We start from the raw sequence: 23,145 nt of genomic DNA on the forward strand, positions 1-23,145 counted from the left end.
GGGTGTTTTATTATCTTCTGACACCACTGACACGCTACTTTGGGGCGTTAAATCTGTTTCGATACATCACATTTCGGGCAGCAATGGCGGGTGTAGTAGCGATTGTGCTAACCTTGGTGTTAGGAGCTCCGCTGATCAGATTGCTGAAGCGACTGCAGGTCGGTCAGAATATCCGGGAAGAGGTTCCTGAAAGGCACCGGGGAAAAGCCGGGACGCCCACAATGGGAGGGGCGCTGATACTGGTGGCAGCGATAATCGGTACGGTGCTTTTCGGGGATTTGAAGAATCAGTCGGTCCTTTTGGGTTTGGCGGTACTGCTCTCTTTAGGAGCACTGGGGTTTTGGGATGATTACGTGAAAGTGCGGGGAGGTCGTGCCCGAGGAATTAACAAACGCACAAAGTTGTTCTTTCAACTTCTTGTTGCAGCTGGTGTGGGGATTGTGCTTTACTTCTTCCCGACTGACCCGGGAATTAAAACCAAGACCAATTTTTTACTGTTTAAAAATATTGTCGTAGACTTCGGGATATTCTATATTCCGCTGATAATGCTAGTGCTAATCGGTTCTTCAAACGCAGTGAATCTGAGTGACGGACTGGACGGTTTGGCACCCGGATTACTAACAGTAGCCCTGGGTACTTATACTGCGCTGTGCTATATTTCGGGTAATTTCAAGATTGCTCAATATCTTAATATCCAATATGTGCCGGTCTCAGGAGAGATGACGGTATTTTGTCTGGCACTTACTGGTGCTTGCCTCGGGTTTTTGTGGTTTAATTCCTATCCGGCAGAGATTTTCATGGGTGACACCGGTTCCCTGCCGCTTGGGGGTGCTCTGGGGCTGGCTGCAATTGTTTCCAAACATGAATTGCTGCTGCCGATCGTGGGAGGCGTGTTTGTGCTTGAGGCAGGGTCGGTGTTGCTACAGGTGATATATTTCCACTCTACCGGTGGAAAAAGAATTTTTCGCATGGCACCACTGCATCATCATTTCGAATTTAAAGGTTGGGTTGAACCTAAAATTGTAACCCGGTTTGTGATCGTTGCTGTGTTGTGTGGGATGGTGGCGTTAGCAACTCTCAAGGTGCGCTAATGTTAAGGATATTCAGAGAACAGGTGGCGGGGCGGCCATTTCTAATTCTGGGGTTAGGAAGAGCGGGGAAAGCATTGGCGAACGCACTGCTGCACGCAGAAGCTGATGTTGCAGGGTATGATGATGACGAATCGGTCTGGCACCAGCCGGTGCTTCAGGGGTTAGTAGGATTGGGATTGAGGCGGATTTACCGGGTGAATCATCAGCTTCTGATCCCACATGTGACGGTAGTGGCGAGCCCCGGATTTCCAGCTGAGCATCCGGTGGTTCGCTTTTTAACTGATAACGGGATCTCGGTGTACGATGAGCTTGATTTTGCCAGCAAATTTCTCCCTGGTGTTCAGATTGCAGTTACCGGTACCAATGGAAAATCAACTACCGTATCTTTGATTGCAACAATCCTAAAGCAGGCAGGGAAGAAAGTTTTTGTCGGCGGGAATCTGGCACCGGGAAAGCCGCTGTCAGCAGCGCTGAACATGAACGAGAAGGATTTTTATGTTATTGAAGTGTCCAGTTTTCAGCTTATGCGGGCACGAGCGCTGAAACCGAAGGTGGCGGTATTGCTGAATATTACCGAGGACCATCTGGACCGGCATCGGTCATTTGCTGATTATGTCCGCTGCAAACTGAGGATATTTGAATATCAGCAGAAGGATGACTGGGCAGTATTAAATTATGACGACCCATCAGTAAGAAAAGGGGTTGAAAATGTTCAGGCAGAAATAGTATGGTTTTCAAGAAAAAAATTAGCAGATGCCTATATCGCCCGGGGGTGGTTCTGGTTTAAAGGCAAAGCTGTAGTATCCGTCAGTGAGCTGCTCCAGCGGCCGATGAAATTTTACAATCTGAGATATCTGCCCGTGATTGAAAATGCGCTGGCGGCAGTGTGTGTTGCTCAGATATTACAAATTCCCATACCTGCAATTAAACAGGGATTGAGACGATTTAAGCATCTACCACATCGACTGGAGTTTGTTCGTCGCTTGCATGGAGTTTATTTTTTTAATAATTCGATGTGCACAAATCCTGAGGCGGGAGTCCGGTCGCTTCAGGCTTGGCGAAAGAAGGTTATTTTGATAGCAGGAGGGAAAGAGAAAGATACCAATTTTAAAAATTATCTAGACACAATCAGACAGCGGGCAAAGTGCGTAGTACTTTTAGGAGAAAACAGTAATCGTCTGGCAGAAGAATTAAGCAGCCTCGGATTTAAGAAATACGAGATTGCAGGTTCGATGAAGGATGCTGTGGTTCGTGCTTATCAGCATGCTAGGCCCGGGGATGTTGTTGTGCTTTCCCCAGGCTTTGCCTCATTTGACCTATTTCATGATTTTCAGGAAAGGGGAAGGGTTTTTCGTAATGCGGTCCGGCAACTACAGTGATAGTGGCGTGCTGAATGTTGTCCACCGCCCGAACCGGTTGTGGATTCCGGTCAGCGGACGGAGCGGAGCATTCGAATATCTGCCCAATTCTCCAATTGATTATCAGCTGCTTGTTATTGTTCTCGCCTTGGGGGTAATTGGTCTTATCACGGTATATGCAGCGACATATCATCTGGGGTTGGAATATCTCCGGGGGCAGACTTTGCGACTATTGATGGGTTGCGGAGCGCTCTGGTTGGGTATGAAGGTTAATCTCGGGCGAATTGCCGGCAGAAATTTTCAATGGCTGCTACTAATAATAATGCTCGGGCTGTTGGCAGGGGCAGTTGTTCTTGGAAATCTTGCCGGGGTGGTTGCCTGTCGTGAGCTATACGGTTTTCAACCTCAGGAGTTTGTGAAGTACGCACTGGTTCTCTGGCTGGCAGGTTATTTTGACAGGCTTCGGAATTCCGATTTAAAACCCAACTTCGTTAATACAGTAGTAAGACCGGGTTTGATAGTCGCCCTTACCGTAGGACTTACGCTGGCGCAACCTGCGCTGGGCACAAGTTTCATAATAGCAGCATCTAGTTTCTTCATTTTCGTCCTTGCGGGCGTCAGATGGCGTTATCTGGTGCCGATAATTATGGTTGTGGGAATGTTAGTTGGGGTCTGGTTCATAGTAAAGCCTGTGCTCAGGACGACAAAGTTCCGCTATATTACGGAGCGTTGGGATAATTTCTGGGCTGGCGATCGGTATCATCAGACCCAGGCATTGATCGCTCTGGGCTCCGGTGGTCCCTTTGGTAAGGGACTAGGAGAGAGCCGTCAGAAGTATTATTTTCTGCCAAAGCTGCACAAGGATTTTATTTTCTGCCTGATCGGCGAAGAAAGGGGATTTTTGGGTACGTTGATACTCATTTTACTTTATATTCTCTTAGTCTATCGAGTGACGAAGGTGGCAGAGAGGTCGGTAACAGAGTTCGGGCGTCTATTAAGCGGTGGCGTCGGAGTGGTCATTACAATCTACGCTATGGTTCACATCGCTGTATCGCTGAGCCTGATACCCACGACCGGACAGCCATTACCTTTCATATCATATGGCGGTTCGGCACTGGTATCAAACATGTTTGCTGCCGGACTGGTTCTGAATGTTTCAAGACATAGAAGGAGTGGTGTCGATGAGGAAGGTGTTGCTGGTCGCGGGTGGAACCGGCGGCCATATTTTTCCCGCGCTCGCGCTGGGTGAAGAGCTCAGAAATTGCGGGGTAACTGTGATATGGGTAGGAAGGAAAGGTATGTTGGAGGAGACAGTTGCCCGGCGGGCAGCTTTTCAATTTGAGCCTATACAATCCGGTCAAGTGACCGGGAAAGATCCGGTTTTCAGATTGCGCGGGTTAGCCGAGATTAGTGCCGGTTTTTTTCAGTCTGTGAAAATTATCAATCGGATAAATCCCAATGCAGTCATTGCCGCCGGTGGGTTTGTAAGTGCTCCACTTCTCATGGCTTCTTGGATTCGACGAATCAAATTCTTCCTTTTAGAACAGAATTGTGTCCCCGGAAGAGTAACCCGATTTTTCTCGCGGTACGCTCAAGAAGTCTTTCTGACTTTTCCGCTTGAAAAATCTCTGAGTGGTAATTGTAATGTTACCGGGACGCCACTGCGTCAGGGAATTGTTCAAAGATGTTCTCAATCAAGTGTTTTTCAATTGAGAGAAGAGGCTTCAGCGACCATTCAGAACCGGACAGTATTGGTAATCGGAGGGAGTCAAGGTGCGCGGGTACTAAATCTCGCCGCACTAGATTTGGCAGCAACACTTTCCAATATCCGGGTTGTTATTATTACCGGGAAAAGGGATTACGAGCTGATTAAGTCTCTGGTGCATTCCAGAAATTGCGAACTGGTGGACTGGACTGATCAGCCAGAAGAATATTATGCTCAAGCTGCGCTGGCAATTACCCGCGCTGGTGCGCTGGTAATATCAGAATTAATGGCGTTCGGCATACCGATGATTGTCGTTCCCTTTCCTTTTGCCGCCGACCGGCACCAGGATGCCAATGCCCGGTATATAGCAAAAATCGGTGCCGGAATTGTGCTGGAACAGAGTCAGCTTTCGGGGTTGACCAGCTTGGTACAGCATCTTTTGACAGATGCTGCAAAGATGGAAGCGATGTCAAGAAATGCCCGTATGGCTGCTCGGATAGATGCCGGTCCTGCCATTGCCCGACGGATTATTACGGCGTTAAATTCAGAAGGAGATTGAGCTGCTATGTTTGGCAGACTAAAACGTATTCATTTTGTGGGTGTCGGTGGCGCAGGGATGTCGGGTATTGCACTGCTACTCAAAAATCTCGGATTTGAGGTTTCGGGATCGGACATTCAGGCAAGTGAAGTGACGGAACGTTTGATACAGGAGGGGATAAAGGTGTTTATCGGACACCAGGCAGAAAATTGCACCCATGCTGAGGTGGTGGTTTTTTCCACAGCAGTTGCTGATGATAACCCCGAATTGGTTTTTGCCCGCGCTCACGGGATACCGGTAATCAGGCGGGCAGAAATGCTGGCAGAACTGATGCGTTTGAAATTCAGCATCGCAATATCTGGGAGCCACGGCAAGACAACCACTACTTCACTCGTTACGCATGTTCTGACTCGTGCCGGGCTGGATCCTACCGCAGTGATTGGCGGTAGAATTGTTGGAGCCGAAACCGGTGCCCGGCTGGGTCAGTCAGAATATCTCGTTGCTGAAGCTGATGAGAGTGACCGTTCTTTTGTTCTACTTTATCCTTCGATCGCAGTGGTGACAAATATTGAACCGGAGCATCTTGATTATTACCGGAATATTCAGGATTTAAAGAAGGAATTTTTACGGTTTGTTAACCGGGTTCCCTTTTATGGCAGTGTCATTTTATGTATGGATTCCCCGGCGGTCCGTTCCTTCCGGAACCGGGTGTCGCGTCGGGTAGTAACCTATGGGGTTGATACGGAGGCAGATTTTACAATCCGCGATCTCCAGCTTTACCGCTTCAGTTCGGCATTTACAGTGGTTTATGATGGTAGGGAGATAGGCAGATTCAGCCTGGCGATGGCAGGAAGACATAATGTGCAGAATGCGCTGGCAGCAATTGCGGTGGGGGCTGAGCTGGGAATTGACTTTGCTACCATTGAACAGGCGCTGGCAACATTTACAGGCGTTCACCGGCGACTGGAAAAGAAGGGGGAAGTGAACGGGATAGAAGTGTTTGATGATTATGGTCATCATCCGACGGAAATCCGGGTGACCATCGAGGCATTGCGTCATGCCTATCCAGAGCACCGGATACTGGTTGTTTTTCAGCCCCATCGCTATACGCGCACCAAACTACTGGCGGAAGAATTTGGCACTGCATTTGATCAGGCAGATGAAGTGGTAATTACCGGGATTTATGCCGCAGCTGAACCGCCGATTCCTGGGGTGGACGAGAGGTTGATTGTAGATGCGGTCCGGAGGCGAAGCAGAGCCGGTTTGACAGTTCACCACATACCGGAGCTGAATGAAGTGACAAATTTCCTCGGTGATCGATTGAAGGGGGGGGATGTGGTGCTGACGCTGGGGGCGGGCAGTATCACCAAATTGGCAGATGAGATTCTGAAACTGCTCGGTGAGGTTAAGTGATGACTGGTAACTGGCAAGAGGTATTGCTGCAGGCAGTTCATGAGGAGCATTGTGAGGTATTTTTTAACGAGCTTCTTGCCCGCCATACCAGTTTCCGGATTGGCGGTCCGGCTGATGCATTGGTTATTGTCAGGAGTCGAAGGGGTTTGCGCGGGGTGTGGACGATTGCTCAGAAATATGGAGTAAACATAACGGTTATCGGGCGCGGTACCAATATGCTAATTTCTGAACAGGGACTGCGTGGTATTGTGGTTAAACTTCAAGGTGAATTCTGCCGGATCGAATTGAGGGACAATGAGATTTATGCGGGGGCGGGTGTCTTACTTGATGAAATTGCAGATTTTGCCGAATCTCATGGTTTTTCCGGTGCTGAATTCCTCGCGGGGATTCCTGGAACAATTGGAGGCGGGTTGATGAGTAATGCCGGTGCCTACGGTAGAAGTCTGGGGGATATCGTCCAGCAGGTAGAAGTAATGGATAATCAGGGGATAGTCGCATTGTTAAACAGGGAGGTTCTCAGGAATCAATATCGGGAATCCCTGCTACCTGCAGGCTCTTGGGCATTATCAGTAATTTTGAAATTACCGCAAGGCAAGGGAAGGAGCTGTCAGGAAATAAGAAGTGAGCGCCGGCAAAAGCATCCGTCTGAACCCTCAGCCGGTTCTTTTTTTAAGAATCCTGCAACAGTTCCTGCAGGTAAACTAATTGAGCAGTGCGGTTTGAAAGGCATGATATTGGGCGGAGCAGCAGTTTCACCCCAGCACGGGAATTTTATAGTTAACCGGGGCGGTGCCCGATTTGTTGATGTTTATGAGTTAGTTCAGATTATCAAGGCAACAGTTGAGGAGATGACCGGCATTGAGCTTGATGAGGAGGTGCGGATTCTGCCTCCTACAGGTTCAGCCGGAGACAGGAGGTGAAGAATGGGTAAATTGAGAAGGATTGCTGCAATTGATATCGGTACCACTAAGGTTACCTGTGTGATTGCCGAAGTGGATCCCACCGGTAAGACGGAAGTCAAGGGATACGGGGTGTCGCCACCGGACGGATTCCGGATGGGAGTTGTCATCAGCCTTGATAAGGCAACAGAGTCATTTGCCCGGGCAATTGAGCAGGCGGAAAAGATGGCGAACTGTCGTATTGGTGCTGGTCCGGTTTACACCAGCATTACCGGTGATCATATCAAGCATATGCCCGGATTAGGGGCAGTGCCGGTGAGCAGACCAAATAAGGGAATCATGCCACGTGATATAGAGGATGTAATACGTCAAGCACAGACCATTCGTCTACCGAATGATGAACAGATACTTCACGTTATCCCAACTCAGTTCATTGTTGATGGTCAGCGGGGAGTGCGGAATCCCTTGGGATTGTTTGGGGTCCGTTTAGAAGTAGAGGCATTGCTGATCATCGGCGCGGTTACCGCGATCGAGAACATATATCGGGTAATGGAACGGCTGGATATCAAACACCGGGTGTTAGTACTTCAGTCGCTGGCTACTTCCTACGGAGTTTGTGATGAGGAAGACAAGGAGCTGGGAGTAGCGATTATTGATATCGGCGGAGTACTGGAGGTATCGATCTATCGGGAAGGGGAAATCCGGTTTACGAAAATGCTCCCGGTTGGCGCCGCAAATATTACTAAGGACGTGGCAATCGGACTGCGGACTTCGTATCAACAGGCAGAGAGTATCAAGCGGGAGTTCGGGGTGGCAATGGCGGGGATGATTGAAAGAGATGAACCACTGACGATTGAAGATGCTTCAGGCCGGGGGCCCAAGCAAGTGTCCCGACGCCTGCTGGCATCAATCATTGAGCCCCGGGTGGAGGAGCTGCTTAACTTGGCGGATGCGGAAATCAGAAAGTCACAGCTTGCGGACGGACTTTCCGGAGGTGTTATTCTGACTGGGGGTGGTGCTCTTTTACCCGGGATTGATATGCTTGCTGAGCAGATTTGTGGGATGCCGGTAAAAATCGGAAGGCCGGAACGGGTAGGAGGACCACGAGAAGTGGTTACGAATCCGGCGTTCGCCACTTCTGTAGGGTTGATCCGCTGTGCAGTTGAAGGGAAAAGTAGTCAGTTGCATCGTTTGCCTGTTCCCGGTTTGGGACAAAGGCTGTGGGAAGATTTGAAGTCGTGGTTTTCTTAAATTAATGAAAGGAGGCAAGAGTGATTGAGCCGGTAGAGGAAAGAAATCTGACCCGGATCGGTGTATTCGGGGTCGGTGGGGCAGGCTGTAATGCCATAAATCATATGGTTGATGCCCGTCTAAGTGGAGTGGAACTGTTTGCGGTCAATACCGATCTCCAAGCGCTGTCAATGTCTCTGGCACCGAACAAGATTCAGATTGGTGCGCAGCTAACCGGTGGTCTGGGTTCGGGCGGTGATCCGAGAATTGGCCGGCAGGCAGCTGAGGAATCAATCAGTGTCCTGCGTGAGAATCTTGCTGGGTTTGATATGGTTTTTATTGCCGCCGGTGAAGGTGGTGGTACAGGTACCGGTGCTGCACCGGTGGTTGCTCAGGAGGCCAAGCAGCAGGGGGCACTGGTGGTCGCAGTTGTTACTCGGCCGTTTGATTTTGAAGGCCGGCAGCGTCGCGAGAAAGCTCAGGCAGGAATCGATGCGCTCAGACCGCATGTTGATACGCTGATTGTAATTCCCAATCAGCGGATTCTGGAAGTTTACGGCGCCCAGCCCTGTTTTGAGGCATTTCGGCTCGCAGATGAAGTGCTGTTAAATGCAGTTCGGGGAATATCAGAGATTGTTACGACCCGGCAGTTAATCAATATTGATTTTGCCGATGTGCGTACCGTGATGAGCGAGCGGGGAGGAGCGGTGATGTCGGTAGGGATTGCTCAAGGAGAGGGGCGTGCCACTGAAGCAGCACACCGGGCGTTGCGTTCGCCATTGATTGAGGACGTATCGATTGAGAGCGCCCGTCGGGTCCTGCTGAATATCTCGGGCGATGAATCAATGACACTGAAAGAGGTAGATGAGGCTGCCCAGATTATCTACCATGCAACGAATGGACAGGCAGATATCCGGATGGGGGCTGCTCGTCTGAGCGATCTGAATTCCGCAATGAAGGTGACGCTGATTGCTACCGGGCTCAACGAACCTTTGCCGCGAATTGATGATGTAGCTGACCTTTTGAGCGGGGTAGATTTGAATCCTCTGCGGCGTAATTTAAATCCTAAAGGCGAACTGCCGGTAGATAAAACGGATTTAGAGATTCCTACTTTTATCCGTCGGCAACTCGATTAACGCGCGGGCGGCGCAGCAGTCGGGAAGATAGCTGCTGCGCCGCTGCTGTTTTATTCCGGCATCTTCCTTTCCGCCTGTTCCATCCAGCGCCGGCGTTCGGCTTCCAAAGCGCGCAGGTCACGTTCGGTAATCCCAGTGGGATAGTTACCGTTGAAACAGGCGGTACAAAACTGACGGTCGTGGTGATTACCTCTGACTGCTTGGATCAGACCGTCATAGCTCTGGTATATCAGTTCATCTACACCGATCAGTCTTGCGATCTGCGGTTCGGTTTTTCCCTTGGCGATGAATTCGCCCCGGGTCATCATGTCAATTCCGTAGACACATGGGAAGCGGAGCGGGGGTGCGGTAACCGCCAAGTAAACATGGCGCGCACCGGCTTCCCGGACCATCTGAACAATCTCTCTGGAGGTTGTTCCCCGGACAATTGAATCGTCAACAAGCAGAATATTCTTGTTCTGAATCTGGGAACGCACCGGATTGAGTTTCTGACGGACAGAAACAGAGCGATTGACTGTTGCCGGGGTAATGAAGGTCCGAGCGATGTAGCGGTTCTTGATCAGACCTTCCCGCATCTCGATATTCAGTGCCCGGGCAAGAGCAGCACCCGCCGGTCGGGCAGTATCCGGAACCGGTATTACAATCTCGGGTTGGATGTTACGGCGCATAACCTCGTGAGCGAGTGTATTACCGAGCCGCAACCGTGCCTCGTAAACTTCAATACCATCGATGACTGAATCAGGCCGGGCAAAATATACATATTCAAAGATGCAAGTGCGGGGTTTACATGAATTAAGCAGGTGATGGTGGAGTCGGTGATGACGGTCGATGAAAATGACTTCTCCCGGCTGAACATCACGGAATTCGGTAAAGCCGATCAGATCCAAGGCAACGCTTTCTGAAGCGACGGCGAATTCATAAACCGGTCTTTTCCTCAGTACACTATGGCGTAGGCTGTGCGAACTGTGTTCGGCTGATACCCTCCTTTTTCCCAGCACCAACGGACGGATACCGCTCTGGTCGCGGAAGGCAACCAGACCCTGCTGATGAATGAGCGCTACCACGGAATAGGCACCCTTAGCCCGCTGGAACACTGTTTTCACTGCCTGGTAAATGTGTTCCGGTTTCAGCGGTTCCGAACGGTATTTTTCCAGTTCACTGGCAAAAACATTCAGGATCGGTTCGACATCACAGAAACTGGTCAGCTGGCGCAGATCTCTTGTTTCCAATTCGTGTCGTAGGCTGAAATAATTGGTAAGATTGCCGTTATGGACCATACCAATGCCATAGGGATGATTAACAAAGAATGGCTGGGCATCTTCACTGGTTCCCGGCCCGATCGTCGGGTAACGGGTATGTCCGATCCCCAGTGAACCGGTAAGCCGGGAAAGATTCTTTTCATTGAACACTCGGCTTACCAGCCCGTTTCCTTTTTTCAAATGAAGTGTAACATCGGAGGTCAGAATTCCGGCAGAGTCCTGTCCCCGGTGTTGGAGTGCGATCAGGCCAGTAACTAAGTCCGGTGCTACCGGTTGATTAAAGTAGAAAAGGCCGAGAACACCACACACGGGTCTATTTTAAATGATTCAATTCAGAATGCAAATTTAGTTAATCACGCAGTCTGATGTCAAGGTACGGGATTTTCAACCGTTTTGCCATCCCGGGAGAAACGGTTAATGCCATGCCCGAACCGATTACCTCACTGCCCATGCGTCTTTTTAATAAATCGACTGCCCGATAAAGTCGTTCCATTTTTTCCAAGCGGAGCGGATCGTCAAAGAGTGTAATTTGACTGTTACGGGTAGAGACCAGTCGAGTCAGAATGACGCCGGTTTGCCGGTAAACCTTCCCGGGTTGATAGATCGCATCAAACCCCTGTTGAATAAATGGAGCTAATAGAAGCGGATACGCTGTTGGTGCGGACAGCTTCAATTCCACTGCGCTTTCCTGAAATTCCTGGGTGCGGAGAAACAGAATCAGACGCTGAGGTGCCAGCTGATAGCGCCGGGCTTTGAAGCAGGCGGCTTCAAGATTGGCGCTGAGCCTGCTGAAGATCGCAAACCGGCTGGTGGTCGGTGGGAATGTCGTTGCCTTGCTGATTGACTGGTAGTTGTTCTTGGGTTCGGGATTTACCGGATATACCGGTCGGCCGTTTAGTTCCTGCCAGATTTCGTAGCAGGGTTTAGGGAGGTGTTTATGGATAAACATTTCGGACCGGCGGGCGAGGTCCAGTGCAGTTCTGATGCCTAGTTTATTACACCAGGCAGCGGTACTGGTTCCGATTCCCCAGACCGCATCCACGGGCAATTTTTCCAGATACAGGTGAATCTGTCGTCCCGGGATTACTGTCAGGCCCCCGGGTTTTCTGTGCTGAGAGGCGATCTTAGCGAGAACTTTAGTGAGGCTGATGCCGATGGAAACCGAGATGCCCAGTTCTGTCCGGATTGTTTCCTGAATCCGGAAGCCCAGTTCCTCATAGGAGCAGTGATAGGCCCGGCGCAGGCCGGTAATGTCCACAAACGCTTCATCAATTGAGTATTCTTCGACCGCTGGAGAAAATCGGCGGAGAATATCCATCATCCGGATCGAAAACAGACTGTATTTTTCATAATCGGAGTTAAGAACAATTACCGCTGGATAAAGGTGTTTCACATCCCGGATCCGCATGCCCCGTTTGATACCAAGCACCTTGGCTTCATAACTGGCAGCAGTAACAATTCCCCGCTCTCTGCCGACGATCAGCGGTTTACCGGCAAGGTGGGGATTGGTTGCCTGCTCACAGGCAGCAAAGAAGGCGTCGGCATCTACATGCAGAATCGCATTTTGCCAGTCAAAGACCAGGAGTGGCTGGGTGCTCATCGGTATTTCCGGATTACGGCGGTAACCACCCCACCGATTCGGAGTTCTGCTCTGGGCTTCAAAGGCGGGTAGTTCGGATTTGCGGGGACGAGGATAATCTGTCCTCCCTGTTTTCTTAAGTACTTGATCGTCCATTCACCATCAACCTCAGCAATCACGATATCGCCATTCTTGGGGGTGATTGAGCGGTCGATCAGAACCATGTCTCCCGGGAGAATGCCGGCTTCCCGCATTGAATTGCCGGTGACCTTCAAGAGGAAGGTAGCGGCTGAGTTGCGTATCAGCCATTCATCAAGTGAAATTTTGTCCAGAAGTTCCTCCTCGGCAGGGGAGGGAAAGCCGGCTTCAACGGTTCCGAGCAGTTTCAGGGGTGAAAGCAGTTTCTGAGGGATAAGCCTACCTTTTTCATCCTGAGTGATGATCCCCTGTGCCTTCAGTTTCTTCACCAGCCGGAAAACCGCATTTTTGGAACGCCAGCCAAAGAGCTGCGCAATTTCAGTGTAAGACGGCATCCGGCACCGCTGCCGGTAGAACTGCCGGAGCTGTTCAATTTTATTGTTCAAGTCAGCACTTCGCCTCATGAATTAATTATAGTGAACGATTGTTCACTTGTCAAGCAATCTTTAGTTGTCGATGCCCCGGCCTTCAAAGTCCGGGGTGTAGTCGGAGGAAGCGGAGGAAAGTTCCTGCAGAAAACCTTCTTCAAAACCGAGGTCCAGAAAGTAATCCCTGATCTCCTGATACTCGGAGGGACGGAGGCGCCGGTTCATATCCGGCAGAGTTTCTGCCTGATAGGTCGGATAATACTGTGCCATCAGACTGATCTGGGTCTGGGGTCCGAGATTGTCCCGGAGCCAGCGGAGGATTTTCTTGGAGTCTTCAATCTGTCCCGGCAGGACGAGATGGCGGACAATCAGCCCCTGTTTAATAATTCCCTCCTCGTCGTAGCGGTTTTCTCCAACCTGCCGTTTCATTTCCATGATTGCTGCGGAGGCGTATTTAAAATAGTTCGGTGCGGAGGAGAACTGCTGTGCCAGTTCGTCGGAAAAATACTTCAGATCAGGAAGATAGATCGAGACCAGACCTCCCAGTTGCCGCAGGGTTTCCACCTTTTCATAGGCGTTGGAGTTCCAGAGGATGGGAATCCGTAACCGCTGTCTCGCCGCCTCGAGTACCGGGATCAGCTGCAGGGTATAGTGGGTCGGGGTTACGAGGTTGATGTTGTGGGCACCCTGATTTTCAAGCTGGAGCATGATTTCGACTAAACGCTCCGGTTGCACCTTTCTGCCGAATCCCAGCTGGGAGATATCGTAGTTCTGACAGAAACGGCAGCGGAGATTGCAGTGGGAAAAGAAGATCGTTCCTGATCCTCTGGTGCCGGATACCGGAGGTTCCTCCCAGAAATGGAGCTGTGCCTGAGCAATTTCAATTTCATCGGTTGCCCGGCACCGGCCCGGATGGACCGAGCGGTCAATATTACATTCAAACGGACAGGCGTTGCAGATCATGCTTATAATTCTACTTCCCGAAGGAGGCGGTATCAACTCCGGGTTGGTGCTTGTGATTAGGCGGGCAGGGCAGTGAAACCAGTTTCTGTCTTGACCCGGAGCGGAGGCGATTTAGAATATCCTGATGCAGGAGCGGTTCCGGTTGAGAGCGCCTTTCCAGCCCGCCGGTGACCAGCCGGAGGCGATTGAGCGGCTGGTTGAATTTATTCAGTCGGGAGCGAAATATTCCACCCTGCTGGGGGTCACCGGATCGGGCAAGACCTTTGTCATGGCATCAGTAATCGCCCGGCTTAACCGGCCGACGATTGTCATCTCCCATAACAAGACACTGGCAGCTCAGCTGTATGGCGAGTTCAGACAGTTCTTTCCGGATAATGCGGTGGAGTACTTCATCTCCTATTATGACTATTACCAGCCTGAGGCCTATGTGCCGGAACATGACCTTTACATTGAAAAGGACGCCTCTATTAACGAGGAGATTGAGCGGCTCCGCTTACGTGCCACCTCCAGCCTGATTGAGCGCCGGGATGTGATCGTGGTCGCCTCAGTTTCCTGTATCTATAACCTCGGCGAACCCTGGGAGTTCCGAGAGTCGCTTTTTCCGATTGAACTGAATCGGGAGCTGGACCGGGAACAGTTACTGGAACAGCTGGTAAAACTGCAATATACCAGAAACGATTTTGAGCCCAAGCGGTCAACCTTCCGGGTCCGGGGTGAGGTAGTGGAGGTTCACCCTTCGCACCGGGATTACGGGGTGCGGATTGAGTTCCAGGAGGACCGGATTGCCCGGCTGAGTATCTTTGACATTGTATCCGGCGAACTGATTGAGCGCCGGGAGCGGGTGGTAATCTATCCGGCACGCCATTTCATTACCGGTAAGGAGCGGATTGAGCGGGCAATCAGATCAATTGAGGCCGAACTCCGGCAACGGGTGGCGGAGCTGGAGGCACAGGGAAAATTCCTAGAGGCGCAGCGGCTCAGAACCAGAACCAGATTTGATCTCGAGATGATTCAGGAGTTCGGCTACTGTCCCGGAATTGAGAATTACTCCCGGCATCTTCTGGGCAAGGCGCCGGGCGAGCGGCCTTACTGCCTTCTGGACTATTTTCCGGCTGACTACCTGATGTTCATTGATGAGTCCCATCAGACCGTTCCCCAGATCCAGGGGATGTATAATGGTGACCGGTCAAGAAAGCAGGTGCTGGTCGATTACGGATTCCGACTGCCCTCCTGTCTGGACAACCGGCCGCTGCGTTTTGACGAGTTTGAGACTCTGATCAATCAGGTGGTCTTTACTTCGGCGACACCGGGAGATTATGAGCTGGAGCGGAGTCAGGGCCAGGTTGCCGAGCTGATTGTCCGGCCCACCGGACTGGTGGATCCGAAGATGACCATCCGGTCGACCGCCAATCAGGTGGATGATCTGCTGAATGAAATCCGGCAGCGGGTGGAGCGCCAGGAGCGGGTGCTGGTGACGACACTAACCAAGCGTATGGCCGAGGACCTAGCGGAGTATCTGACTGAGCTGGGCATCCGGGTAAGGTATCTCCATTCCGAGATTGAGCCGCTGGAGCGGGTGGAGATTCTGCGTGGACTGCGGCTCGGCGAATTTGATGTGCTGGTCGGGATTAACCTTTTGCGTGAAGGGCTTGATCTGCCGGAGGTGTCCTTAGTGGCGGTGCTGGATGCAGACAAGGAGGGGTTTCTGCGTGATGCCCGTTCCTTGATTCAGACCGCGGGCCGGGCGGCAAGAAATGTCCGGGGCGAGGTAATTCTATATGCCGATAACATCACCCGTTCCATCCGGAATGCCCTTGCTGAGACCGAGCGGCGGCGGCAGAAGCAGATTGAGTATAACCGCCGGCACGGCATCATTCCCCGCTCAATTGAAAAGACGACGGAACAGGTGCTGGGTACAACCGCGGTTGCCGATGCCCGGGATGCAGAAGAGGCGGAAAATAACTGGCAGGTCGCTGAAGATGGAGGCCGAATGGAACTGCTGCTCCGGCTGGAAAAGGAGATGCAGCAGGCGGCTCAGAATCTGGAGTTTGAGCGGGCAGCAAAGCTGCGGGACAGAATCCGTGAGCTCCGGCAGCAGATTGATGATGAAGAGTGGCGAAAAAGCCGGCGCAAACGGCTGAAAAACCGGTGAGGCGTAAGGGTTACCCTTAAAAACAATCCGGCTCAATTAAGGGAGCAGCAGTTCAAAGTAATGAGTTATATCACCAGGTGTGGCAGCAAGGCCTATTGCCACCACTCTGTCTTCAGTCAGCCGTAAAAGATAATAGGTGGCGGTTGCTTTTACCACCTGTCGTGGTAGCAGGAATCGCTCTGTTGTTCTTTTCTGACGGTGGATTTTATAGACCAGAGGTTGTCTGTTATTATTAATGGTAACTAGGACATAGATGCAGCTGCCGGTATCAAGAAAATCCACAATCCGCTGGGGGAAGTTGGTGCGCAGTGTTTCAAGCATATAGCGCAGCGGTTCACTGGAGCGGTCAATCTCCGGGGTAACCGGTACCGGATTTTCCCAGATCAATACCGAGTCCTCCAATTCAAATTCCTGGTTGAAGATCATAATTTTCCCCGAATAACGATCGGTAGTGTAGGAGCGGTTGTTCTGTCTGCGGACAAAGGCTTCGCTACCCACGAGATACCCAAGCCGCAGTTCCTCAAACCTGGGATCAAGCCCGCCGATAAAACGGATAAATCTGCCACCGGTATCATAAACTGCCAGCTGGTGGATGTTCTTGAGATAAAATTCCTCCCGGAAAGGATTCCAGTCCGCGGGCAGGTTTTCATCAAGCATTTCCGAACCCTGGGCAGGCCAGCCCCGGCAGTAAGGCAGAAACACAATTCCCGTTTCGGAAATGAGGGAGGCATCGGGATGTTCAAAAACGTCGGGAATGGTGTCAGGCCAGGGTTGAAATTCCACGCACCGTAACATCTGATTGGAATTTATGTTTTTGGTGATCATGACCGGTGCATTGAAGTAGTCAATCTGTACATTCTCGCCTTTGTCTCTCATCTGAATGCTGGGCAGGGGGGCGGTGATTATTAGCAGGGAATCATCAAGAAACCGGTGACTGAAATACATGGAATTGATAATATTCATTGCCTTGAGTTTAAGCACAAGCTCTGCCGGCAGACGGATGAAGAGCACCTCTTCCGAACTGTCGGGATAAAGCGCACGCAGCAGCTTTCCAGTTAGAAGATCAAAGACATAAACATGGGAGGTCATATGGTCGGTAAACGCCAGACGGGTACCGGCGGGATTGAGCGAAAGATAATACGTGCTAGAAATCGGATGTTCATCTGTGTCCCGAAGTCTTATCCTCCGCCGGAATTGCGGCTTCAGTCTTTTCTCCGGCACCCTTTTTTCTGAAACAGCGACTGCTTTGCTAGCAACTCTCGGGTGGGAGCTGTCGGCGATGAACTGGGCAACTAAGATGGAGTCAATCCGGCAGCTCAGCGTGCAGGATGAGATCAGCTCCCCGGTTGAGATTTTGAATTTGGTAACAAAAGGTACCTGGAGAGTACCGGCGGAAAATTAAAAGTTTCTGAGGAAGTTTTCGTCAACCACCAGAGTATAGTCGGCATTAAAACTCCGGCGCTGGAGATAGCGTTCTGCCGCACGGCGGTGATTGGAGACCGCCAGCAAAATGATGTCGTTTTTTACTCCCTGGGCCCGGAGGAGATCGGTAAATGGTTTGATCCCTCCTTCAATCCGGGCAGCGATCATCGGTGGAACTAAAAAACATACACCGTATCTGATTTGTAGTTAATTCCGAGTTTCTGGAAAAAGCGGTGGATTTCACGATTGGTACCTTCAATCTGCGCCATCTGGTGAAGCTGGAGAACCGGATTGAAAACGGAACCGAATAGATAAACAGAGGTTACAAGTATGAGCACAAGGGCAGGGGCAGTGATTTTACCGCCCCTGCCCGCATGTACCACTGATTTACAGTCCATGTCCGGGTTACTCTATCGTTCTATCGGAACAATCTCCACGACCTTCAGTTCGTCACCGTAAACCGGAGTTCCATCAAGCGGCAAAGGAGCACCCAGACGGATACGATAACGCTGCCCTGAACTCGGATCCGTACCCGTTAATTCAAGAAGGGTATCAGGGGATGCATTAAAGGGAAGGGTAATCTCAAGACAGACAATGGAATCTCTGACGGGACAGATCCGAGGAGGAATAACTGTTACCCCCCAGAACCATAGAGCTTGATACTGGCAGCGGTAAATGCAGGAATCAGGAGAAAAAGAAGCCCGAGGAAGAGAATACGCAGGTTCGTTAATTTTTAAGCATCCTTTTCCTCCTTTCACAGCCGGAGTTCTTTCCCGACTGCGACTAAATTATAATTATACTACTACTTGTCAACAAATTTAATTTATTTTCTCATTCTCAGCCAGAAACTGTGTAGGTGGCCGGCGATCGTCATTGCCTTTACCGGGCAGATTTCTGAGCAGCAGAAGCAGCGGATGCATTTGCGACGGTCGATTTCGGGCAAGGGACTCATTCTGATCGCCTCTACCGGACAGTTCCGGGCACATTCAGCACAACGGATGCAGCGGTTGTGGTTCAGGACCGGCACGCGGGGGATAATCAGCCGGTACACCGGCCGGGATAGGCGGGTGATCAGACTGGCGAATCCGGCACCGGGCAGGCGGAACCCGGGAATGGGTGCAAAGTCACCGTGGATCTGAATTGCAGTCCGGGCTGCCGGTCCGAGCCTGCGACTGGCAGCGATGCGCACGGTCGGGATGGAGTCCGGCTGGGCACCGGCAAGCATCGCCATGACCGCATCCAGGGCAATACCGTTTTCACTGGCGAGCAGCAGATCCATCTTCCGCACCCTGCCGCCACTCGGTCCGTTGATTCCGTCCATGACCCGGATACCATCCATGATATGGAGCATTTTTACCGGCACCGTCTGATAGATGTCCACGAGCAGTTCGGCAAACTGTTCGGCACTGGCAGCCAAGGTGTGGAGATACGCCTTGTGCCCGCCGGGAATGATGCCGAAGATGTTTTTGACCGCACCGGTGAGCAGGGTCAGGGCATGGGTTTTGAATACCGGCAGATTGAGGATGATATCAACTTCGTGAATCAGGCTGGAGACCGGAATTTCTGGGGTATAGCGGGATGAAAGCGGCAGTTGCACCGGGTTGATTGAGACATTCTGAAAACAGCCCTGACTGGCTTCAATCATACCAGTCGGCTTCAGATAGTCTTCAATCCGGTTCCGGCGGGCGCCGGCCGGATTGTCACCGACGATTATCCTTTTGGCGTTGCGCCGTTTGAGCTCGGAGATGATCCCATGAACCAGCTCCGGATTGGTGGTAACCCCGGCTTCGGGGGGGTGGGGTGCGAGCAGGTTGGGTTTGACCCAGATCCGTTTGCCGGAGAAGTCATAATTAAGAAAGTCAAGCGCCTCAATGACCGTTGCTTGCAGGTCGCCAATTTTCCGGATGAGTACCGAGGCGGGCATTAAGCAGTCGGCAGGGTGCTACTTGTTATCTTGACCCGGGATGATATAAAGGACATTGGCAAGGGATACCACCGCTTCAGGCTGCCGCTCCCTGCCTTCAGGAATTCCGGTTTCCTTGAAAATCACATCCACCATCTTGACGACACCTTCCTTGACGGTGTAACCACCACAAACCGCATAGCCGCCGGATTTGAGATAGACAATCGGCATTTTTTCTCCTTTCTACATCTCGGGTCGGGGCAGGCTGACCCGAGACGGTTTTTCCTCCCGGAAACCTAGGGCAAAGTCCGCCTGCAGCAGTTTGTGAATCTCCCTGCTCCCCTCATAAATCTGGGCACCCTTGGCATTCCGGTAGAAGCGTTCTACCGGATATTCGTCGGAAAAGCCGTAGGCACCGAGGGTTTGAACCGCATTACTTGCTGCCCGTTCGGCCGCCTCACAGGCAAAAAGTTTTGCCGCTGAGGTGGCGCGGGTGGCGGTCCGGCCCTGATTTTTCTCCCAGCCGGCGCGGAGATAGAGCAGTCTTGCAGCCTGATAGCTGACTGCCATGTCAGCGATCATATCCTTGACAAGCTGATGTTCTGCGAGCGGTTTCCCGAAGCTGCTGCGGGTAAGGGCGTAGCCGGAAGCCACATCAAGGCAGGCACGGATCAGACCGGCGGCTCCGGCAGCAACGGTGTAGCGGCCCTGGTCAATTGCAAACATGGCGATCCTGAAACCCTCGTTCTCCCGACCGAGACGGTTGGCTTCCGGGACCCGGACATCGCTCAGGGAAATGGAGCCGGTATTGCCCGCCCGGACGCCGAGTTTGTGATGGATGGTTGAAGTGGACAGTCCGGCCATGCCCCGTTCGAGGATAAAGGCGGTGATGCCGGTGTGGTCACGCCGCTGCTGTTTTTCCCGGTCAGTCCAGGCAAAAACAAGGAAGTGGTCGGCGATATCCGCAAGTGAAATCCATGTTTTCTCGCCGTTCAGGATGTAGCAGTTGCCATCCCGGCGTGCGGTCGCCCGGATACCCAGAACATCGGAGCCGGCATCCGGTTCGGTCAGACCGAAGGCGGCAAGTTTCTCACCCTTTGCCTGCGGGATCAGGTATCTCTTTTTCTGCGCTTCATCGCCCCATGCCAGCAGGGTCAGGCTGACAAGGCCGATATGGACCGAAATGATTACCCGCAGTGAGGTATCAACATACTCCAGCTCCTCACAGGTAAGACCCAGACTGATATAGTCACCACCGCTTCCACCCCAGACGGCGGGAATGGTCAGGCCAAGCAGACCCAGCTCCGCCATCTTCCGGGCGATCCGCGGGTCAAAGAACTGGTTGCGGTCGTTTTCCTGAATTCTGGGTTGAACCTCGTTGCGGGCAAACTCCCGGGCGAGTTTCTGCACGAGCTGCTGTTCTTCGGTGAAGGTGAAGTCGATCACTTTCTGCCCAGTACCCGGCGGTAGACCGCATCCACATGCCGGACCAGATTCCGCAGTTGGAACACTGCCTCCAACTCAGACGGACTGAGATGGTGCTGCACGGTGCGGTCATTTCTGGCGAGCTGGCTCAGGGTTGTGCCCGAGCTGATTGCTTCGAATGACAGTTTCTGCACCAGTCTGTAGGCACGGGTGCGGTTCATACCCTTGTTTACCAGTGCCAGCAGCAGTGCCTGCGAGAAGAAGGTCTCACCGGAGATTTTCAGGTTTTTCTCCATCTGGTCAGGTCTGACCACCAGTCCGGCGAGGACCCGGTTCATCTGCCGGAGACAGTAGTGGAGGAGGGTAAAGGCCTCGGGAATGATAATCCGCTCGGCGGCAGAGTTGGTCAGATCCCGCTCGTGCCAGAGGGGGATGTTCTCGTAGCTGGCTAAGGCGTAGGAACGGATTACCCGGGCAAGGGAACAAACTCTTTCGCAGATGATCGGATTTTTCTTATGGGGCATTGCTGAAGATCCCGCCTGAGATTTGCCAAACGGTTCACTTACCTCCCCGATTTCGGTCCGCTGAAGGTTGCGGATCTCAGTAGCGATCCTTTCTAGCCCGGCAGCGATCAGTGCCAGCATCGAGAGGAGAAAGGCATGCCGGTCGCGCGGGATCACCTGGGTGGACACCGACTCGACCTTCAGATTAAGCAGTTTCAAAACCCTTTTTTCCACATCCGGGCTGAGCTGGGTATAGGCGCCGACGGTGCCGGAGATCTTGCCGTAGCCGATTTCCATCCGGGCGAGTTTGATCCGTTCAATACCCCGATTGATTTCCGCCAGCCAGGACAGGCATTTCAACCCGAAGGTAATCGGTTCTGCATGGACGCCGTGGGTTCTGCCGATCATCGGGGTCCAGTGGTAGCGGCGGGCAAGATCGGCGGTGGTCTTCTGGAGCTCGAGTAGTGCTGTGTGGATTATATCCAGCGCCTGAACGCAGCGAATCGCCAGGGCGGTGTCAACCACATCGTAAGAGGTAAGTCCGTAATGGACATACTTGCCTGCCTCGCCGGCACTTTTTGCCACGCTGCGGGTGAAGGCGATCACATCGTGGTTGGTTTCCTTTTCAAAACGTTCAATCTCACTGATTTTAAAAGTTGCCTGCTGGATTTTTTCTGCTGCCGGCTTCGGGATAATACCCAGTTCACCCTCGACCTTTGCCACTGCTTTCTCCACGAGCAGCCAGGTCTGAAACTTTGCCTCTTCAGACCAGAGCTGAGCCATTTCCGGTGTCAGGTAGCGGGAGGTCATAAATACTATCTCAGCTGGTAGAGAATTCTTAACTGCTCACCCTTGCGATCAATAATCAGATCAATTGAACCCTGAAGCCGGTTCAGCCGTTCCTGGAGCATCCGGGCAGAGCTGACTACCTTGCCCTGAAACACCAGAATTACATCGCCCGGCAGCAGGCCGATTTTTTCGGCGACCGAATTTTCATTGACGCCAACGACCACTACTCCCTTCGTATGGGCAAGACCGAAGCGGCGCCGGAGCACCGGATTGATATCAGCAACAACAAGACCCAGTCCGGTGCTGAACTTTTCATACTCAATCTGAGTTTCTCCGAGGGCTTCGCTGACGAACCTTTTAACTTCATTAATGGGCCGGGCGAATCCGACCCCTTCCGAACCACCGGCATGGGAAAAAATGAAGGTGTTGATACCGATGACCTCGCCCAGCGCATTGACCAGCGGACCGCCCGAATTTCCGGGGTTGATTGCGGCATCGGTCTGAATCATATCGGTATAGACGGCACCGCCTCTGCCGGAACGGATGTCCCGGTGCAGTGCGGAGATGACGCCAACGGTGACGGTCGGCTGGGCATCTTCAATCAGGAAGCCGAACGGGTTACCGATCGCGATTGCCCATTCGCCGATCAGCAGCTGGTCGGAATTACCTAGGGGTGCTACCGGCAGATTATCGCCCGAAATTTTCAGCAGTGCCAGATCCCGGTCGGGATCAAGAGCGATAATCTCCGCATCAAAGCTCCGGTTGTCAGGCAGGGTTACCTTGATTTTGGTTGCATTGCTGACAACATGGGCATTGGTAATGATATAACCCTTGGCATCTACAATTACCCCCGAACCCATGGATTTGATTTCCTGCCGGAAGGTGTGCCGGGGAAAGAAGTCACGGAAGAAGTCGTCAAACCCGAAGATATCAAACGGGTCATAGGATACAATCCGCGTCTGAGTCACTACGACTGAGACCACCGCCGGGCTGACCTTCTGAGCAGCGATGACAATCGCATTTACCCGGGACCGGTCAATTTCTGTATTAACCTGTTCAACTGCAGGCCGGGATGGAGTTTTTTCGGTTGTGGCGCCACAGGCGAGGGGCAGAAACGCCAGCAGTAATGTAATTATATTAAGAGGGTCGTATTTCATCAGATTAGTTTAACCGGCAATTGGAGTAAGGTCAAGTCTTGCCGGTACTTGACAGGG

The 23,145-nt window shown here is 52.0% G+C and carries 21 protein-coding genes; 9 read left to right on the top strand and 12 right to left on the bottom strand.

The features are described 5' to 3' along the window. Positions 1-2 precede the first annotated feature (2 nt). From mraY to ftsZ, 8 genes are read left to right on the top strand one after another with little or no spacing between them, the layout of a single operon-like run. Positions 3-1,091, top strand: a complete 1,089-nt coding sequence (mraY, locus tag ABIK48_01100; GenBank protein ID MEO0020759.1) for a phospho-N-acetylmuramoyl-pentapeptide-transferase — start codon at positions 3-5, stop codon at positions 1,089-1,091. Then, positions 1,091-2,470, top strand: coding sequence for a UDP-N-acetylmuramoyl-L-alanine--D-glutamate ligase (gene murD, locus ABIK48_01105; protein MEO0020760.1), 1,380 nt, complete (start codon positions 1,091-1,093; stop codon positions 2,468-2,470). Before mraY ends, murD begins: the two co-directional genes overlap by 1 nt. Then, positions 2,448-3,698: an FtsW/RodA/SpoVE family cell cycle protein gene (locus ABIK48_01110; protein ID MEO0020761.1), complete on the top strand. Its 1,251-nt coding sequence runs from the start codon at positions 2,448-2,450 to the stop codon at positions 3,696-3,698. The genes murD and ABIK48_01110 overlap by 23 nt, the downstream gene beginning before the upstream one ends. Next, positions 3,631-4,713, top strand: a complete 1,083-nt coding sequence (murG, locus tag ABIK48_01115; GenBank protein MEO0020762.1) for an undecaprenyldiphospho-muramoylpentapeptide beta-N-acetylglucosaminyltransferase — start codon at positions 3,631-3,633, stop codon at positions 4,711-4,713. Before ABIK48_01110 ends, murG begins: the two co-directional genes overlap by 68 nt. A gap of 6 nt (positions 4,714-4,719) precedes the next feature. Further along, on the top strand, positions 4,720-6,105 hold the full coding sequence (murC, locus tag ABIK48_01120) for a UDP-N-acetylmuramate--L-alanine ligase (protein MEO0020763.1): 1,386 nt from the start codon (positions 4,720-4,722) through the stop codon (positions 6,103-6,105). Continuing rightward, positions 6,105-7,025: a UDP-N-acetylmuramate dehydrogenase gene (murB, locus tag ABIK48_01125; GenBank protein ID MEO0020764.1), complete on the top strand. Its 921-nt coding sequence runs from the start codon at positions 6,105-6,107 to the stop codon at positions 7,023-7,025. Before murC ends, murB begins: the two co-directional genes overlap by 1 nt. 3 nt (positions 7,026-7,028) lie before the next feature. Further along, positions 7,029-8,255: a cell division protein FtsA gene (ftsA, locus tag ABIK48_01130; protein MEO0020765.1), complete on the top strand. Its 1,227-nt coding sequence runs from the start codon at positions 7,029-7,031 to the stop codon at positions 8,253-8,255. 20 nt (positions 8,256-8,275) lie between these two features. After that, complete coding sequence (gene ftsZ, locus ABIK48_01135) at positions 8,276-9,370, top strand: cell division protein FtsZ (protein ID MEO0020766.1); 1,095 nt, start codon at positions 8,276-8,278, stop codon at positions 9,368-9,370. Between the two features lie 50 nt (positions 9,371-9,420). Here the strand turns inward: ftsZ and purF are convergent, their stop codons facing one another. The 4 genes from purF to ABIK48_01155 are packed head-to-tail and all read right to left on the bottom strand — an operon-like array spanning position 9,421 to position 13,737. Further along, on the bottom strand, positions 9,421-10,938 hold the full coding sequence (purF, locus tag ABIK48_01140; GenBank protein MEO0020767.1) for an amidophosphoribosyltransferase: 1,518 nt from the start codon (positions 10,936-10,938) through the stop codon (positions 9,421-9,423). A 40-nt stretch (positions 10,939-10,978) separates the two neighbouring features. Beyond that, positions 10,979-12,229 carry a DNA polymerase IV gene (locus tag ABIK48_01145; protein ID MEO0020768.1) on the bottom strand — a complete coding sequence of 417 codons (1,251 nt, stop codon included), beginning with the start codon at positions 12,227-12,229 and terminating at the stop codon, positions 10,979-10,981. Continuing rightward, on the bottom strand, positions 12,226-12,810 hold the full coding sequence (lexA, locus tag ABIK48_01150) for a transcriptional repressor LexA (GenBank protein ID MEO0020769.1): 585 nt from the start codon (positions 12,808-12,810) through the stop codon (positions 12,226-12,228). Before lexA ends, ABIK48_01145 begins: the two co-directional genes overlap by 4 nt. 42 nt (positions 12,811-12,852) lie before the next feature. After that, on the bottom strand, positions 12,853-13,737 hold the full coding sequence (locus tag ABIK48_01155; GenBank protein MEO0020770.1) for a radical SAM protein: 885 nt from the start codon (positions 13,735-13,737) through the stop codon (positions 12,853-12,855). A gap of 124 nt (positions 13,738-13,861) precedes the next feature. On the opposite strand from ABIK48_01155, the gene uvrB reads away from it, so the two are divergent. Continuing rightward, positions 13,862-15,889 (top strand): excinuclease ABC subunit UvrB, encoded by a 2,028-nt coding sequence (gene uvrB / locus ABIK48_01160; protein MEO0020771.1) that lies wholly within the window; start codon positions 13,862-13,864, stop codon positions 15,887-15,889. Between the two features lie 36 nt (positions 15,890-15,925). Here the strand turns inward: uvrB and ABIK48_01165 are convergent, their stop codons facing one another. The 8 genes from ABIK48_01165 to ABIK48_01200 form a co-directional block, all read right to left on the bottom strand. Then, complete coding sequence (locus ABIK48_01165) at positions 15,926-17,110, bottom strand: hypothetical protein (protein MEO0020772.1); 1,185 nt, start codon at positions 17,108-17,110, stop codon at positions 15,926-15,928. A gap of 177 nt (positions 17,111-17,287) precedes the next feature. Further along, positions 17,288-17,479: a hypothetical protein gene (locus ABIK48_01170; GenBank protein MEO0020773.1), complete on the bottom strand. Its 192-nt coding sequence runs from the start codon at positions 17,477-17,479 to the stop codon at positions 17,288-17,290. An 8-nt stretch (positions 17,480-17,487) separates the two neighbouring features. After that, positions 17,488-17,709, bottom strand: coding sequence for a hypothetical protein (locus ABIK48_01175; protein ID MEO0020774.1), 222 nt, complete (start codon positions 17,707-17,709; stop codon positions 17,488-17,490). A 425-nt stretch (positions 17,710-18,134) separates the two neighbouring features. After that, positions 18,135-19,235, bottom strand: a complete 1,101-nt coding sequence (locus ABIK48_01180; GenBank protein MEO0020775.1) for a DUF362 domain-containing protein — start codon at positions 19,233-19,235, stop codon at positions 18,135-18,137. An 18-nt stretch (positions 19,236-19,253) separates the two neighbouring features. Beyond that, positions 19,254-19,445, bottom strand: a complete 192-nt coding sequence (locus ABIK48_01185) for a hypothetical protein (GenBank protein ID MEO0020776.1) — start codon at positions 19,443-19,445, stop codon at positions 19,254-19,256. A gap of 12 nt (positions 19,446-19,457) precedes the next feature. Continuing rightward, positions 19,458-20,657, bottom strand: a complete 1,200-nt coding sequence (locus ABIK48_01190; GenBank protein ID MEO0020777.1) for an acyl-CoA dehydrogenase family protein — start codon at positions 20,655-20,657, stop codon at positions 19,458-19,460. Continuing rightward, positions 20,657-21,952 (bottom strand): adenylosuccinate lyase, encoded by a 1,296-nt coding sequence (purB, locus tag ABIK48_01195; GenBank protein MEO0020778.1) that lies wholly within the window; start codon positions 21,950-21,952, stop codon positions 20,657-20,659. Before purB ends, ABIK48_01190 begins: the two co-directional genes overlap by 1 nt. Before the next feature lie 5 nt (positions 21,953-21,957). Continuing rightward, on the bottom strand, positions 21,958-23,088 hold the full coding sequence (locus tag ABIK48_01200; protein ID MEO0020779.1) for a trypsin-like peptidase domain-containing protein: 1,131 nt from the start codon (positions 23,086-23,088) through the stop codon (positions 21,958-21,960). Between the last annotated feature and the right edge of the window lie 57 nt (positions 23,089-23,145).

The sequence above is a fragment of the candidate division WOR-3 bacterium genome, from assembly GCA_039801085.1.
GTDB lineage: Bacteria > Hydrothermota > Tepidihabitantia > Tepidihabitantales > Tepidihabitantaceae > JAOABP01.